Raw genomic sequence first — 14,091 nt, forward strand, 5'->3', positions numbered from 1 at the left:
CGGTTCATACCCGGACAGGTTGACCCGCGGCCCGCAGAACGTCCTTGACCTCGGAGATCTTCAAGGTCCCGAAGTGGAACACCGAGGCGGCCAGCACCGCGTCGGCGCCCGCCTCGATGGCCGGCGGGAAGTGCTCGAGCCGCCCGGCGCCGCCGCTGGCGATGACCGGCACCCGCACCGCGGCGCGGACCGCGCGGATCATCTCCAGGTCGTAGCCGTCCAGCGTGCCGTCGCCGTCCATCGAGTTGAGCAGGATCTCCCCCACGCCCAGCTCCTCGCCGCGGGCCGCCCACTCCACGGCGTCGATGCCGGTGCCGCGGCGCCCACCGTGCGTGGTCACCTCGAACCCGGAGGCCGTGCCGGGGGCGCGCCTGGCGTCCACCGACAGCACCACGCACTGCGCGCCGAACCTGCGCGAGGCCTCGGTCAGCAGCTCGGGCCTGGTGATGGCCGCGGTGTTCAGCGACACCTTGTCGGCGCCCGCGCGCAGCAGCCGGTTGACGTCCTCCACCGAGCGCACGCCGCCGCCCACCGTGAGCGGGATGAAGACCTGCTCGGCGGTCCTGCGGACCACGTCGAGCATGGTCTCGCGCTCGCCGGAGGAGGCGGTGATGTCCAGGAAGGTCAGCTCGTCGGCGCCCTCCTGGTCGTAGCGTCTGGCCAGCTCGACCGGGTCGCCCGCGTCCCGCAGGTTCTCGAAGTTCACGCCCTTGACCACGCGCCCGGCGTCCACGTCCAGGCACGGGATCACACGCACCGCCACCGTCATGACCGCTGCGCCTCGATCTCGATCTCCACCAGCATCCTCAGATCCACGAGCCCGGCCACCCGGACTCCCGTACAGGCCGGCCGTACCTTGCCGAACACCTCGGCGATGGCCTGGCCGACCAGGTCGAAGTGGCGGTGCTCCACCACGTAGTAGCGGACCATGACCACGTCCTCGATGGTCAGCCCCGCCGCCTCGACCGCGTCCACGGCGATGCCCATCGCGGTCATGCTCTGCCGGTACGGGTCGCCGTCGTGCTGCACCTCGCCGTCCACGGTCGCCGTGCAGCCGGAGACGATCACCCGGTCGCCGGCGATGACCGCCCTGGCGTAACCGTACTTCTCCTCCCAGACGCCGCCGGAGAACACCCGGGTACCCGTGCTCATACTGCCCATGACGCCCCCTCACATGACCTGAGCGCGAACCGCGGCGAGGGCGTTCGCCAGCGTGAAGGCCTGGGCGTAGAGGGCCCGTCCCACGATGGCTCCCTCGACCCCCTCGGGCACCAGCGAGGCCAGCGCGACCAGGTCCTCCAGGGAGGACACGCCACCGCTGGCGATGACGGGCCTGTCGGTGCGGGCGCAGATCTGCTTGTACAGCTCCACGTTCGGCCCGCCGAGCAACCCGTCGCGGGTGATGTCGGTGACGACGTAGCGGGGGCAGCCGTCGGCCTCCAGCCGGTCGAGCACCTCCCACAGGTCGCCGCTCTCCTCGGTCCAGCCGCGGGCGGCCAGCGTCGTGCCGCGCACGTCCAGGCCGACGGCGATCCTGTCGCCGTGCTCGGCGATGATCTTCCGGCACCAGTCCGGGTTCTCCAGCGCGGCGGTGCCGATGTTCACCCGGCGGCAGCCCGTGGCCAGCGCACGGGCCAGCGACTCGTCGTCGCGGATGCCGCCCGACAGCTCGACGTTCACCTCGAGCCGGCCGACCACCTCGGCGATCAGGTCGTGGTTGGTGCCGCGGCCGAAGGCCGCGTCCAGGTCGACCACATGGACCCACTCGGCTCCCTGCTCCTGCCAGGCCAGCGCGGCCGCCAGGGGCGAGCCGTAACCGGTCTCGGTGCCTGCCTCTCCCTGGACCAGGCGGACGGCTTGGCCGTCGACCACGTCCACGGCGGGCAACAGAACGAGCGACATCAGGTCCTCCGGTCAAAAGCCAGGGTCATCACAACAGGAATCAGAAGCAGCGACAGCACGAGCACGCCGAAGCTGGTCCACCACGAGCCCCACACCAGCCAGGTCAGCGCCTGGGCCAGCAGGAACGCCGCCGCCATCACGACGTTCTGCGCGCGCCGGCGGCGTGCCAGGACGCCGCCCTGCCTGGCCACCCTGACCGGGCGCGGCGTCAGCCTCCTGAGCAGGGCGCGGCGGCGGCCCCTGCGCGCCTGGCGCTCCTCGCTCCGCCGGATCGCGCGGGCGCGCTCCGCCTCACGAACGGCGCGGCGGCGCGCCCGCTCCTTGCTCATGGGTCGCTCACCCTTCCTCATTCGCTACGCGGAAGGCTCGCTCCCGGCTCACGGGACGGTCTTGAGCCAGTTTTCGAGGAGTACGGCTCCCGCGTCGCCGGACTTCTCGGGGTGGAACTGGGTGGCCTTGAGCGGACCGTTCTCGACGGCGGCCACGAACGGCACGCCGTGTTCGGCCCAGGTCACCAGCGGCTCCCTGAACCCGTCGCCCGGGTGCAGCTCCCATTCCCGCACGCCGTAGGAGTGCACGAAGTAGAAACGCGTGCCGGCATCGAGCCCGGCGAACAGCTCCGACTCGGCGGGCGCCTTGACCGTGTTCCAGCCCATGTGCGGCAGCACCGGCGCCTCCAGCCGCTCGACCGTGCCCGGCCACTCGCCGCAGCCCTCGGTCTCCACGCCGTGCTCGACGCCCCTGGCGAACAGGATCTGCATACCCACGCAGATGCCCAGGACCGGGCGGCCGCCCGCGAGCCTGCGGGCGATGATCCGCTCGCCGAACACCCCGCTGAGGCCCGCCATGCAGGCGGCGAACGCGCCCACACCCGGCACCACCAGGCCGTCGCAGTCGAGCGCGGCGTCGAAGTCGGAGGTCACCGTCACGTCGGCGCCCACGCGCGCCAGAGCCCGCTCGGCCGAGCGCAGGTTGCCCGAGCCGTAGTCGAGCACCACGACACGCTTCATCGGTCGCTCACCACCAGAGCACCCCCGCAGTGATCGCCATGACGGCGCCGAGCCCGCAGATGACGGCGCCGATCTTCAGGCCCTGCTTGAGCAGGGAGTAGACGCCACCGAACAGGAAGAGCCCGATGAACACCATCACGATGGCGATGACGTTCTCGGTCATAGGACACCCTTGGTGCTCGGCACGCCCGAGGCGCGGGGATCCAGCTCGGAGGCCTCGCGCAGCGCCCGGGCCAGGGCCTTGAACTGCGCCTCCACGATGTGGTGCGCGTTGCGGCCGTAGGGGACGTGGACGTGCAGGCAGATGGCGGCCTGGGCGACGAACGACTCCAGGATGTGGCGGGTCATCGTCGTGTCGTACTCGGGCCCGATCATCGGCGCCATGCCCTCGGGCTCGGCGTGCACCAGGTACGGCCTGCCGGACAGGTCGACGGTGACCTGGGCGAGCGACTCGTCCAGCGGGCACGACGCGCTACCGAACCGCCGGATGCCGGACTTGTCGCCCAGAGCCTCGCGGAAGGCGCCGCCCAGCGCCAGCGCGGTGTCCTCGATGGTGTGGTGGGAGTCGATGTGCAGGTCGCCCTCGGTCTTGACCGTCAGGTCGAACAGCCCGTGCTTGCCCAGCTGGGCCAGCATGTGGTCGTAGAAGCCCACCCCGGTGGCCACGTCGACCTTGCCGGTGCCGTCGAGGTCGACCTCGACCAGGACGGACGTCTCCTTGGTTGTGCGCTCGACGCGACCTACGCGACCCACAGAACTCCCTCCAGCGCAGCGCGGAACGCCGCCATCTCCTCGCCGGTGCCGATCGACACTCGCAGCCATTCTGGCGGGCCGACCTCGCGGATCAGCACGCCCCGCGCCAGCAGACCCTCCCAGACCGCCCTGCGGTCAGGAAAGCGCCCGAACAACACGAAATTGGCGTCCGAGTCGGCCACCGTCAACCCCTTGGCCCGCAACCAGTCCACCGTCTCGTCCCGTTCGCGGCGCAGCGCGTCGACGGTGCCGAGCAGATCGTCGCGATGCCTGAGCGCCACCCGCGCCGCCGCCTGGGTCAACGCCGACAGGTGGTACGGCAGGCGGACCAGCTGCAGCGCCTGGACCACCGCCGGGTGGGCGGCCAGGTAGCCCAGGCGGGTGCCGGCCATGGCGAACGCCTTGGACATCGTGCGCGTCACGATCAGCCGCGGGTGGTCGGGCAGCAGCGTCAGCGCGGACGGCGTGCCGGTCCTGGCGAACTCGGCGTAGGCCTCGTCCACCACGACCACGCCGGGGGCGGCAGCCAGGATCCGTCCGATGGTCTCCAGCGGCTGGGCGGTCCCGGTCGGGTTGTTCGGCGAGGCGACGAAGACGACGTCGGGCCGGTGCTCCTCGATGGCGGCCACCGCCTTGCCCGGGTCGAGGGAGAAGTCCTCCTCGCGGGTGGCCTCGATCCACTCGGTGCTGGTGCCGCTGGTGATGATGGGGTGCATCGAGTACGACGGCTCGAACCCGATCGCGGTCCTGCCGTGGCCGCCGAAGGCCTGCAGGATCTGCTGGAGCACCTCGTTGGAGCCGTTGGCCGCCCACACGTGCTCGGTGGTGAGCCCGTGTCCGAGGTAGCCGGCCAGGTCACGGCGCAGCTCGACGGCGTCCCTGTCGGGGTAGCGGTTGAGCTCGCCCGCGGCGGCGCGGACCGCCTCGGCCAGGTCGTCGACCAGGCGCTGGGAGGGCGGGTAGGGGTTCTCGTTGGTGTTGAGGCGGACCGGCACGTCGATCTGCGGCGCGCCGTACGGCGTCTTGCCCTTGAGGTCCTCGCGGATGGGCAGGTCGTCCAGGTTCACTGCGGTATCTCCCAGCCGCTGAGCTCATTGAGTTCGCCTTCGGCAAAACGCGCACGGATGGCCGCGCCATGGGCCGGCAGATCCTCGGCGTCGGCCAGCACGGACACGTGCGCGGCAGCCTCGGCCAGCGCCTCGCGGGTGTAGTCGACGACGTGGATGCCGCGCAGGAACGACTGCACGGACAGGCCGCTGGAGTGGCAGGCGCAGCCGCCGGTGGGCAGCACGTGGTTGGAGCCCGCCAGGTAGTCGCCCAGCGAGACCGGGGCGTAGGGGCCGACGAAGATGGCGCCCGCGTTTCGGATTTTTCCGGCTATTTCTACGGCGTTGGCCGTCTGGATCTCCAGGTGTTCCGCGGCGTAGGCGTCGACCACCTTGATGCCGTCGTCGATGGAGTCGACCAGCACGATGCCGGACTGGCGCCCGGACAGGGCCTCGGTGATGCGCTCGGAGTGCTTGGTGGCGGCCACCTGGGCGGGCAGCTCGCGCTCGACCGCGTCGGCCAGCTCCACGCTGTCGGTGACCAGCACCGCGGCCGCGATCACGTCGTGCTCGGCCTGGCTGATCAGGTCGGCCGCCACGTGCACGGGGTCGGCGGTGCTGTCGGCCAGGATCGCGATCTCGGTGGGTCCCGCCTCGGAGTCGATGCCGATCCGGCCCTTGAGCAGCCGCTTGGCCGCCGCGACCCAGATGTTGCCCGGCCCGGTGACCATGGTGGCAGGGGCGCACTCCTCGGTGCCGTAGGCGAACATCGCCACGGCCTGGGCGCCGCCCACGGCGTACACCTCGTCGACGTCCAGCAGCGCGCAGGCCGCCAGGATCGTGGGGTGCGGCAGCCCGCCGAACTCCCTCTGCGCGGGGCTGGTCACGGCCAGCGACTCGACGCCGGCCTCCTGGGCGGGCACGACGTTCATGACCACGCTCGACGGGTAGACGGCGCGGCCGCCGGGCACGTACAGGCCGACCCGGTCGACCGGCACCCACCGCTCGGTCACGGTGCCGCCGGGGACGACGCTCGTCGTGGTGTCGGTGCGCCGCTGGTCGCGGTGGACCAGCCGGGCGCGCCTGATCGACTCCTCCAGCGCGGCCCTGACTTTCTGGTCCAAGTTTTGCAGCGCTTTTTGGATCTCTTGCACCGGGACGCGGGTGCGGGCGATCTCGACACCGTCGAACCTGGCGGTCAGCTCCCGTACGGCTGCCGCCCCACGATGGCGCACGTCCTCGCAGATGGGCCGCACCTTCTCCAGGGCGGCCTCGACATCCAGGTCGGCGCGGGGCAGCACGTCGCGCAGGTTCGCCGGAAGGGAACCGCGCATGTCGATACGGGAAATCACCTCCCCAGTTTACGGAGTGCGGCCACCGGATCCCGATCCGTCCACGATGCGGGACAACATGGACACATGCCGGATTTCATGATCCAGGGGTGCGAGGTACGACTATGCGTGCTGGACATCGACGGCCCGGGGCTGGTGGAGCAGGGGGCCGACGAGCCGGTGCTGGCGGCGTCGGTGTTCAAGGTGCTGGTGGCGCTGGAGGCGTTCAGGCTGATGCCCGGCGGGCGTGAGCGGGTGCTCGTCAGGCCCGGGGATCGCACGGCAGGTCCGACCGGGTTCTCGACGTTCGAGGACGAGGTCGAGGTGTCGGTGCGGGACCTGGTCAGGATGATGCTGACGGTCTCCGACAACGCGGCGACCGACGTGCTGATCGAGCGCATCGGGCTCGGCGGGCTGCGCGACGCGCTCGACCGGCTCGGGATGTACGGCACAGCCGTGCCGTACACGCTGCGGGGGATGCTCGACTCGATCGGGGCCGGGGCGGGGTTCGGCGACTGGGCGGGCCTGGCGGCGGCCGACGGCGTGGGCATGGAGGTCGTCTGGGAGTCGGCGGCCATGCGGACCGAGCACGGGATCAGGACGACGGCACGGGACATGGCCCGGCTGCTGCGGATGATCTGGCGCGACGAGGCGGGCCCGGCGGAGGCGTGCGCGCGGGTGCGGGCGCTGATGGCGCAGCAGGTGACGCGGCACCGGCTGGCCATGGGGTTCGGGCGGGACGCGCGGGTGTCGGCCAAGAGCGGCAGCCTGTTCGGCGTCGTCAGGAACGAGGTGGGCGTGGTGGAGCTGCCTGGTGGGCGGCGGTATGCGGCGGCAGTGTTCACTTCGGCGCGTGAGCCGTACGCGGATGAGAACGCGATCAACAGCGCGATCGGGGAGGCCGCTGCCCTGGCCGTCGGAGTGATTTGAGCGAGTGCTTAAATGGTTGGGTGAAAGTGGTGCTCGCCGGGGGTTCCGGCGCATTAGGGCGGAGGATCGCGGCCGATCTGGCGGGCCGCGGCGACGACATCGTGGTGCTGACTCGGACTATCAGGCCGGGCTCGCCCTGGCGGCAGGTCGCGTGGGACGGCGTCACGGCGGGCGCGTGGGCGGGCGAGCTCGACGGCGCCGTGCTGGTGAACCTGGCGGGCGAGCTGGTCGACCGCCCTCCGACGGCGGCGAACATCGCGCTGCTCACCCGCTCCAGGGTGGAGCCCACGCGGGCGCTGGCCCTGGCCGCGGAAGGCCACCCGCCCGCCGTGTGGCTGCAGATGAGCACGCTGGCCGTCTACGGCGACGGCGGCGAGGCCGTCATCGCCGAAGGGCATCCGGTGGCGGAAGGACCGCCTCAGATGGCCGGCGTCGCCCGCCCGTGGGAGGCGGCCGCCGAGGGCGCCACGTGCGGGCGCCAGGTCGTGCTGCGGACCGCCGTCGTGTTCGACCCCGGCACCCCCGCACTCGACCGGCTCTCCGGACTGGTGCGCTGGGGGCTGGGCGGGCGGATCGCCTCGGGCCGCCAGTGGGTGAGCTGGCTGCACATCGCCGACCTGCTGGCGATCGTACGGCGGGCGGTCGACGACCCCGGGTTGTCCGGCGTCGTGCACGCTACCAGCCCGAACCCGGTGCGCAACGCCGAGCTGATGGCCACGTTGCGCGGGATCATGCGCAGGCCCGCAGCGCTGCCCACGCCCGCCCCGCTGGCCAGGCTCGGCGCCCTCGTGCTGCGCACGGACGCCGAGCTGGCGCTGACCGGGCGGCGCTGCGTGCCGCGGCGGCTGCTCGACAGCGGGTTCGCGTTCCGCTTCCCTGAGCTGGGACCCGCGCTCAGGGACTGCCTGCCGTACTGACTAGTGGAACTCGTAGGCGCCGCGGTCGTCGTAGCTGCGGGGGCCTGTGCCTGTGTTGGCGGTGGCGGGGTCGTCGTAGCGGGCGTTGCCCTCCAGGTCCGTGGCCAGGGCTCCGGTGGCCCCCGAGTCGGCGGAGTCGATCGCGGGCGAGCCCGCCTGGAGGTGGAGGTTCGCGGTGAGCAGCGGGTTGGCCTGCAGGCCGTGCGCCTCCTGGCCGGTGGCGGTGCGCATGGCGGCCAGCGTGGTGTAGGTGGTGCCCCAGGCGTACATCTTGCCGCTGGTCGACAGGTAGACCAGGTTGTTGTCGGCCGTGGTGGTGGACGGCGCCGAGTCCCACACGCCGATGTTGCCGGCGCGGCGGTTGCAGGAGATGCCGTTGTAGGCGGGGTAGACCGCGTTGTCGACGGCCACGTTGTTCCTGATCGTGTAGTTGGAGGAGGTGCCCTCCACGTTGATGCCGGTCGTGCAGTTGCGGTAGGCGGTGTTGCCGACCAGGGTGCCGCCGGGCACGTTGAGGTTGTCGATGCCGTGGTCGCCGTTGTTGTAGGCGACGTTGTTGACGGCCAGGGCGTTGCTGGCGCCGGTGTAGAACTGGATGCCGGAGTCCTCGTTGTCGTAGACCACGTTGCCGATCACCGAGACGTCCGCGCCGCGCACGTCGATGCCGTTGGCCGAGCGCTCGTACTGGCGGGCGTTCTGGTAGGCGGTGTTGCCCCGCACGGTGATGTGGGCGGCCGACGAGGTGAGGTAGATGCCGGCGTCGGTGTTGTGGTGGGCGACATTTCCGGAAATGACGGAATCCGTGGTCGATGAGACATAGATGCCGCGGGCCGTCTGGCCCGAGACGGGCTGCCCGGCGTTGGTGACCGTGTTGCCGTCGATCGTGATGTGGTCGCTGCCGGTCAGATAGATGCCGTACTTGGCGTTGCCGGTGACGGTGAAGCCCTTGATCGTGACGTAGGACTCGCCGGAGACCTTGAAGCCGTAATCCCCTCCGGTGACGGTTACCGAGGCCGCTGGCGCGACCGACACCGTGATGGGCTTGGCCGCGGTGCCCGAGCGCGACACGTCGACCGACTCGGTGTAGGTGCCCGAGGAGACCAGCACGGTCTGGCCGGGTGCCACCAGGTGGACCCCGGCGGTGATCGAGCACATGGGCTGGATCGCGGTGCCGCCGCCGGCGTCGGAGCAACTGGGGTTGTTCTTGTCCACGTAGATCGTGGTGGGCGGCGGGATCACGGGCGGGGTGCCGATCGTCACCTGGTCGATGACGTCGCCCAGGGTGCAGGTGATGTCGTCCTTGCTGGAGGGCGGGCCGCAGATCTCCTCGACCAGCAGTCCGGTCGGGCCGACGTCCACGCGCAGGTGGCCGTAGTGCAGCGCCCGGTAGGCCGTGTCGGGGCTCGCCGGGGTGGTCCAGGGGACCAGGCCGCCGCCGCCGTTGCCGACGGTGACGTGGGTGACGCCGTGGATCGGGTTGAAGCGCTCGTAGTTGTGCGAGTGGCCGTCGATGTTGAGCACGTACTTGGAGTACGTCGCGCCGAAGGAGTCCAGGATGCCGGCCAGGTTGGCGTCACCGGGGTGCGATCCTGTCGAGTAGGGGGGCCGGTGGCCGTAGGTGACGATGAAGTTGATCGACGGGTCGGCCTGCGCCGCGGAGAACAGGGCGTCGGCCTTGGCTCCCCAGTCGGTCCAGGTGGCCGAGGTGTACGGCTCCGGGTAGGCGATGAAGCGCACGCCGCCCGTGTCGAACCAGCCCCAGTCGTTGCCGCAGCACCCGAGGGCGGGCGCGCCGGGCGAGGTCTGCGCGTTGGGCATGAGCAGCCTGCCCTTGTAGTTGCGCAGGTCGTCCTTGGCTGGGTTCTCGTATTCGTGGTTGCCCCAGGCCGGCATGTAGGCGGCGGTCCTGCTCCACGCCATCACGTCGTTGAAGTGCTGGTCGACCGAGGCCTGCGTGGTGGCCTCGGCGTAGGTGAGGTCACCGGCCATGAGCACGAAGGCCGGGTCGTCGCTGGCCATCTGCGCCTGGATCGCGGCCATCGCGCCGAAGTCCAGCGAGTTGCCCATGTCCGCGCCGGCGTCGAAGCGGAAGGCTCCGCTCGGCGGGCTGCGGAACACCAGGTCGGGTCCGCCGCCGATGGAGTAGTGGTACGACGTGTCGGGCGTCAGCCCGGTCAGCGTCGCCTGCCAGAACGGCCCGGCCGAGGAGACCGGGGTCACGGCGGGCGCCACCGCGGTCACCGTCGTGCCGTAGCTCGTGCTGGTGCCGTAGTCGATGGTGGTCGCCGTGCCGCGCCAGTCGAAGACCACCGAGGTGGGACCGGCGTAGGTGAAATGGATCTCGTCCGCGGTCCCGGTGGCGGCGGCGGGCTTCGCCACGGCCAAGGTGATGAGCAGTCCGCATAACACGGCGAAGCTTGCCTTTTTCATGGAGCGATGATTTGCCTTCGCCGGGGAGCGTTCCACCCCCGCGGGGCGTAGGACGACTACGCACAAGTGATGACCCGTCGCGCTCCGCAACTGGAATCCGTCATGACCAGTTATCGTCGGAGTATGGACGTGTGCATCCAACGCGTGTACGACCACGAGCCCCGCGAAGGCGCCGTGTTCCTGGTCGACCGGCTCTGGCCGCGCGGCGTGCGCAAGGACGACCTGGAGCTGGACGGGTGGCTGAAGGACGCCGCGCCCTCCACTGAGCTGCGGCGATGGTTCGGCCATCAGCCGGAGCGCTTCGCCGAGTTCGCCCGGCGGTACCGGGCCGAGCTCGACGCCCATCCGGAGGCGCTCCAGCCGATCAGGGACGCGGCCGCGCACGGGCCTGTGACGCTGCTGTACGCGGCCAAGGACCCCGTCCACAACCAGGCGGTAGTCCTGCGCGACTACCTCACGGGCACGGGTGGTTCGGCCGGGTACCGATCCGCAGGTCGACGCTAGTCCCCTGCGGGAACAGGATGAGGTTGGGCGCGCTCACGGTCTCTCGCGGGTTCTGCGAGGCGACGGTGTTGATGTTGTTGCAGATGTTGTCCACGAAGAAGCTCACCCGGCCGACCTGGAAGCCGACCGAGGAGAGCTCCGACCTGGCCTGCGACAGGCTGTCGCCGGACAGATCCGGCATCTGGCAGAACTGGACGCCGTTGTTGACCGTGCAGAACGGGCTGGTCGCCGACGCGGGCTGCGTGCCGACCAGCAGCGCGGCGGCCAGCGTGCCGGCTCCGACGAGCGCGGTCCCTAAAGCTTTGCGACTTGGCATGGTGTCGATTCCCTTCTTGGGACTGTGTGGGGCTACACCAGGGAGGCGTTCCACCGCCGTTCCACGACAATGGAACGCATGTCCCACTCCACGTGCCCGTGCGGCCTGGCCGCCGCCTACGACGACTGCTGCGGGCGTTATCACGCGGGCAAGGCCGCGCCGACCGCCGAGGCGCTGATGCGCTCGCGCTACACCGCCTTCGCCCGCGGCGACGAGGCCTACCTGCTGCGCACCTGGCATCCGCGTACCCGGCCTGCCCGCGTCGGCTTCGAGCGCGGGATGCGCTGGACGGGCCTGGAGATCGAGGAGACCACGGGCGGCAGCCCGGTCCACGCCGAGGGAACCGTCACGTTCCGCGCCCGCTACACCCATCGCGGCCAGGCCGGCGAACTGCACGAGCGCAGCCGCTTCACCCGCGTCGAGGGCGCCTGGGTCTACGTAGACGGCGACGTCACCAGCCCATGAACGCACCGTCGAGCTAGCAGCGAACCCGGAGGATCCGGCCGATTCTGCACGGTCTCTTCACGAGGTCTCCACGGCGGGTTCGCGGAGGGTGCGGGAGAGGAGCCAGGACAGGGTGGCGAAGGCGACCAGCGTGCCGAGGGCCAGGCGCAGGGTGGTGGCCTCGGCCAGGGCGCCGATCAGCGGGCTCGCGAGACCGCCGGCGCTGACCGCCAGGCCGAGGGTGACGCCGCTGGCCGTACCGATGCGGTTGGGGAGGAAGTCCTGGCCGAGCGTGACGTGCAGCGAGAACGGGGCGTACAGGGCCATCGACGACAGGGCGATGAACAGGTACGCCGACCAGCCGGGGGCCAGGGGGACGCCGGCGATCGCGACGATACTGGCCAGGTAGGCGGCGCGCATCGTGCGGATGCGGCCGAAGCGGGCGGCGAGGCGGCCGCCGATCACCGTGCCCACGGCGCCGCCGCCGAACAGGACGAACAGGGCGAGCCCGCCCGCCAGGCCGCCGCCCATGTACAGCGCGACGAAGGCGCTCAGCCCCACGTAGGCGATCGAGCGCGACACGATGACCAGCGTGAGCCGGAGGAACGCGGGCCAGTCGTCCCTGCCCGGCACCGTCACGGCCGCCGGACCGCCGCCCCCGCCGGCGCGCACCGACCGGATCACCAGCACCGTTACCAGCGCCCCGAGCAGCGCAGGCACCACCAGGTACGGCGAGCCCCCCACCCCCGCGACCGACAGCAGGGGCGTCACCAGCAGGGGCGCGGTGGCGAAGCCGAGGGTCCCGCCGAGGGAGAACCAGCTCATCCGCACGTGGCTGCCCTCACTGGCGATCCTGGCCAGCCGGGCCGACTCCGGATGGTAGGCGGCCACGCCGAGCCCCGACAGGGCCACGGCCAGCCAGGTCGTGACGTAGGCGGAGCCGACCCCGCTCAGCGCGACCCCGAGCCCGGCGGTGGTCATGCTGACCGGGATCAGCCACGGCATCCGCCACCGGTCCGTGAGCGCGCCGAACACCGGCTGCACGATGGACGACAGCAGCGTGGCCGCGAGCACGATCCCCGAGGCGGCGACGTAGCCGTACCCGCGCTCGGCCACGAGGAAGGGCACGAGCGCGGGCACGGCGCCCTGGTAGAGGTCGACGCTGGCATGTCCGAAGGCGAGCACGGCGATCCTGTTCACGCCCCTCAGCCTGGCCAGTCAGGCCGATGGCACGCTTCCGATAAAATGCCAACATATGTCGGAAATCCGCCACACGCCGGAAGCGCCGACCGGGATCCGGATGCTGGCTTCCGGAGCCGGGATCGACGCGCACCGCCACGACAACCACCAGATCGCCTACGCCCGGCGCGGCGTCGTGTCGATCACGACGGACGCCGGCAGCTGGGTGGCCGCCGCGAACCGGGCGATCTGGATCCCCGCGGGCACCGTGCACGAGCACCGCGCCTACGGCGACACGGACCTGCGGCTGATCGGCCTGACCGGCAACCCGCTGAACCTCCGCAGGCCCGCGGTCCTGGCCGTGGCGCCGCTTTTGCGCGAGCTGATCGTCAGCTACACCGAGGAGCCTGAGGAGCGGGTCATGGCGGTCCTGCTCGACCAGCTGCGCCGCTCCCCCGAGCAGCCGCTGCACCTGCCCACCCCGCGCGACTCCCGACTGGCGGCCATCTGCCGCCTCCTGCACGACGACCCGGCCAGTTCGAAGACCCTGCCGGAGCTGGCCAGGCAGGCGGGCGTCAGCGACCGCACGCTGAGCAGGCTGTTCAGGAGGGAGCTCGGGATGAGCTTCCCGCAGTGGCGCACCCAGCTCAGGCTGCACCACGCCCTCATCCTGCTGGCCGAGGGCACGGCCGTGACGACCGTGGCGCACCGCTGCGGATGGGCCTCTGCCAGCGCGTTCATCGACGTCTTCCGCAGGGCGCTGGGTGACACGCCGGGCCGGGCGTTTACTAGGCTCTAGATCATGAGCAAGGCGAAAGGCGGTACCCCGGCCACGGTGGCGCTGACGAAGGCGAAGGCGGAATTCACCCTCCACCCCTACGACCACGACCCCGGCGCGCAGGCCTACGGGGAAGAGGCGGCCGACGCGCTCGGCGTGCCGTACGACAGGATCTTCAAGACGCTCGTGGCGGAGGTGGAGAGCGGGCTGGCGGTGGCCGTCGTGCCGGTGTCGGGCAAGCTCGACCTGAAGGCGCTGGCGGCGGCGCTGAAGAGCAAGCGGGCGGCGATGGCCGACGCGGCCAAGGTGGAGCGCGTGACGGGTTACGTGCTGGGCGGCATCAGCCCGCTCGGGCAGCGCAAGCAGCTGCCCACCGTGGTGGACGCCTCGGCGCTGGACTTCGAGACGATCTACTTCTCCGCCGGCAAGCGCGGCCTGCAGATCGAGACCGCACCCACCAACCTCATCACACTGACCAGGGCGGTGACCGCCGACATCGGCAAGGCCTAGCCGCGGGCCCGAATTCGTCCGCAGGCACCAGCGGAGCCGGG

At 71.1% G+C, this 14,091-nt stretch carries 18 protein-coding genes; 6 read left to right on the forward strand and 12 right to left on the reverse strand.

What is annotated here, in order from left to right; genetic code table 11:
* Positions 1-4: 4 nt before the first annotated feature.
* From hisF to hisD, 9 genes are read right to left on the reverse strand one after another with little or no spacing between them, the layout of a single operon-like run.
* A complete protein-coding gene (gene hisF / locus ACIBHX_RS10635; RefSeq protein ID WP_397066263.1) occupies positions 5-769 on the reverse strand; it encodes an imidazole glycerol phosphate synthase subunit HisF in 765 nt (254 codons plus the stop codon).
* Positions 766-1,152 (reverse strand): Rid family hydrolase, encoded by a 387-nt coding sequence (locus tag ACIBHX_RS10640; RefSeq protein WP_397066265.1) that lies wholly within the window; start codon positions 1,150-1,152, stop codon positions 766-768. Before ACIBHX_RS10640 ends, hisF begins: the two co-directional genes overlap by 4 nt.
* Before the next feature lie 18 nt (positions 1,153-1,170).
* Complete coding sequence (priA, locus tag ACIBHX_RS10645) at positions 1,171-1,902, reverse strand: bifunctional 1-(5-phosphoribosyl)-5-((5-phosphoribosylamino)methylideneamino)imidazole-4-carboxamide isomerase/phosphoribosylanthranilate isomerase PriA (protein WP_397066267.1); 732 nt, start codon at positions 1,900-1,902, stop codon at positions 1,171-1,173.
* Complete coding sequence (locus ACIBHX_RS10650; protein WP_397066269.1) at positions 1,902-2,231, reverse strand: hypothetical protein; 330 nt, start codon at positions 2,229-2,231, stop codon at positions 1,902-1,904. The genes priA and ACIBHX_RS10650 overlap by 1 nt, the downstream gene beginning before the upstream one ends.
* 48 nt (positions 2,232-2,279) lie before the next feature.
* Positions 2,280-2,912: an imidazole glycerol phosphate synthase subunit HisH gene (gene hisH / locus ACIBHX_RS10655; RefSeq protein ID WP_397066271.1), complete on the reverse strand. Its 633-nt coding sequence runs from the start codon at positions 2,910-2,912 to the stop codon at positions 2,280-2,282.
* 7 nt (positions 2,913-2,919) lie between these two features.
* Positions 2,920-3,075 carry a hypothetical protein gene (locus ACIBHX_RS10660; RefSeq protein ID WP_397066273.1) on the reverse strand — a complete coding sequence of 52 codons (156 nt, stop codon included), beginning with the start codon at positions 3,073-3,075 and terminating at the stop codon, positions 2,920-2,922.
* Positions 3,072-3,665: an imidazoleglycerol-phosphate dehydratase HisB gene (hisB, locus tag ACIBHX_RS10665; protein ID WP_397066275.1), complete on the reverse strand. Its 594-nt coding sequence runs from the start codon at positions 3,663-3,665 to the stop codon at positions 3,072-3,074. Before hisB ends, ACIBHX_RS10660 begins: the two co-directional genes overlap by 4 nt.
* Positions 3,653-4,732: a histidinol-phosphate transaminase gene (locus ACIBHX_RS10670; protein ID WP_397066276.1), complete on the reverse strand. Its 1,080-nt coding sequence runs from the start codon at positions 4,730-4,732 to the stop codon at positions 3,653-3,655. The genes hisB and ACIBHX_RS10670 overlap by 13 nt, the downstream gene beginning before the upstream one ends.
* Positions 4,729-6,063: a histidinol dehydrogenase gene (gene hisD, locus ACIBHX_RS10675; protein ID WP_397066278.1), complete on the reverse strand. Its 1,335-nt coding sequence runs from the start codon at positions 6,061-6,063 to the stop codon at positions 4,729-4,731. The genes ACIBHX_RS10670 and hisD overlap by 4 nt, the downstream gene beginning before the upstream one ends.
* Before the next feature lie 66 nt (positions 6,064-6,129).
* Between hisD and ACIBHX_RS10680 the strand changes: the two genes are divergently transcribed.
* Both ACIBHX_RS10680 and ACIBHX_RS10685 read left to right on the forward strand, forming a co-directional pair.
* Entirely contained in the window at positions 6,130-6,972 is an 843-nt protein-coding gene (locus ACIBHX_RS10680; RefSeq protein ID WP_397066280.1) for a serine hydrolase, read from the forward strand.
* Between the two features lie 20 nt (positions 6,973-6,992).
* A complete protein-coding gene (locus ACIBHX_RS10685; RefSeq protein ID WP_397066282.1) occupies positions 6,993-7,889 on the forward strand; it encodes an epimerase in 897 nt (298 codons plus the stop codon).
* Here ACIBHX_RS10685 and ACIBHX_RS10690 read toward each other — a convergent pair whose 3' ends face one another.
* On the reverse strand, positions 7,890-10,319 hold the full coding sequence (locus ACIBHX_RS10690; RefSeq protein WP_397066284.1) for a right-handed parallel beta-helix repeat-containing protein: 2,430 nt from the start codon (positions 10,317-10,319) through the stop codon (positions 7,890-7,892). It lies immediately after the preceding gene.
* Positions 10,320-10,442: 123 nt separating this feature from the next.
* Here ACIBHX_RS10690 and ACIBHX_RS10695 point away from each other — a divergent pair, with 123 nt between their 5' ends.
* Complete coding sequence (locus ACIBHX_RS10695; protein ID WP_397066286.1) at positions 10,443-10,823, forward strand: DUF488 domain-containing protein; 381 nt, start codon at positions 10,443-10,445, stop codon at positions 10,821-10,823.
* On the opposite strand, the gene ACIBHX_RS10700 is transcribed toward ACIBHX_RS10695, so the two are convergent.
* Entirely contained in the window at positions 10,774-11,139 is a 366-nt protein-coding gene (locus tag ACIBHX_RS10700; RefSeq protein ID WP_397066288.1) for a PASTA domain-containing protein, read from the reverse strand. The genes ACIBHX_RS10695 and ACIBHX_RS10700 overlap by 50 nt on opposite strands.
* A 78-nt stretch (positions 11,140-11,217) precedes the next feature.
* On the opposite strand from ACIBHX_RS10700, the gene ACIBHX_RS10705 reads away from it, so the two are divergent.
* Positions 11,218-11,604 carry a YchJ family protein gene (locus ACIBHX_RS10705; protein ID WP_397066290.1) on the forward strand — a complete coding sequence of 129 codons (387 nt, stop codon included), beginning with the start codon at positions 11,218-11,220 and terminating at the stop codon, positions 11,602-11,604.
* A gap of 57 nt (positions 11,605-11,661) precedes the next feature.
* On the opposite strand, the gene ACIBHX_RS10710 is transcribed toward ACIBHX_RS10705, so the two are convergent.
* Positions 11,662-12,783, reverse strand: a complete 1,122-nt coding sequence (locus ACIBHX_RS10710; RefSeq protein WP_397066292.1) for an MFS transporter — start codon at positions 12,781-12,783, stop codon at positions 11,662-11,664.
* Positions 12,784-12,838: 55 nt separating this feature from the next.
* Here ACIBHX_RS10710 and ACIBHX_RS10715 point away from each other — a divergent pair, with 55 nt between their 5' ends.
* Together ACIBHX_RS10715 and ybaK are read left to right on the forward strand one after the other, a co-directional pair.
* Positions 12,839-13,561 carry an AraC family transcriptional regulator gene (locus tag ACIBHX_RS10715; RefSeq protein WP_397066294.1) on the forward strand — a complete coding sequence of 241 codons (723 nt, stop codon included), beginning with the start codon at positions 12,839-12,841 and terminating at the stop codon, positions 13,559-13,561.
* A 3-nt stretch (positions 13,562-13,564) separates the two neighbouring features.
* Positions 13,565-14,050, forward strand: a complete 486-nt coding sequence (gene ybaK, locus ACIBHX_RS10720) for a Cys-tRNA(Pro) deacylase (protein WP_397066295.1) — start codon at positions 13,565-13,567, stop codon at positions 14,048-14,050.
* Positions 14,051-14,091 lie beyond the last annotated feature (41 nt).

Origin of the sequence: Nonomuraea sp. NPDC050536 (assembly GCF_044457685.1) — a bacterium.
GTDB lineage: Bacteria > Actinomycetota > Actinomycetes > Streptosporangiales > Streptosporangiaceae > Nonomuraea.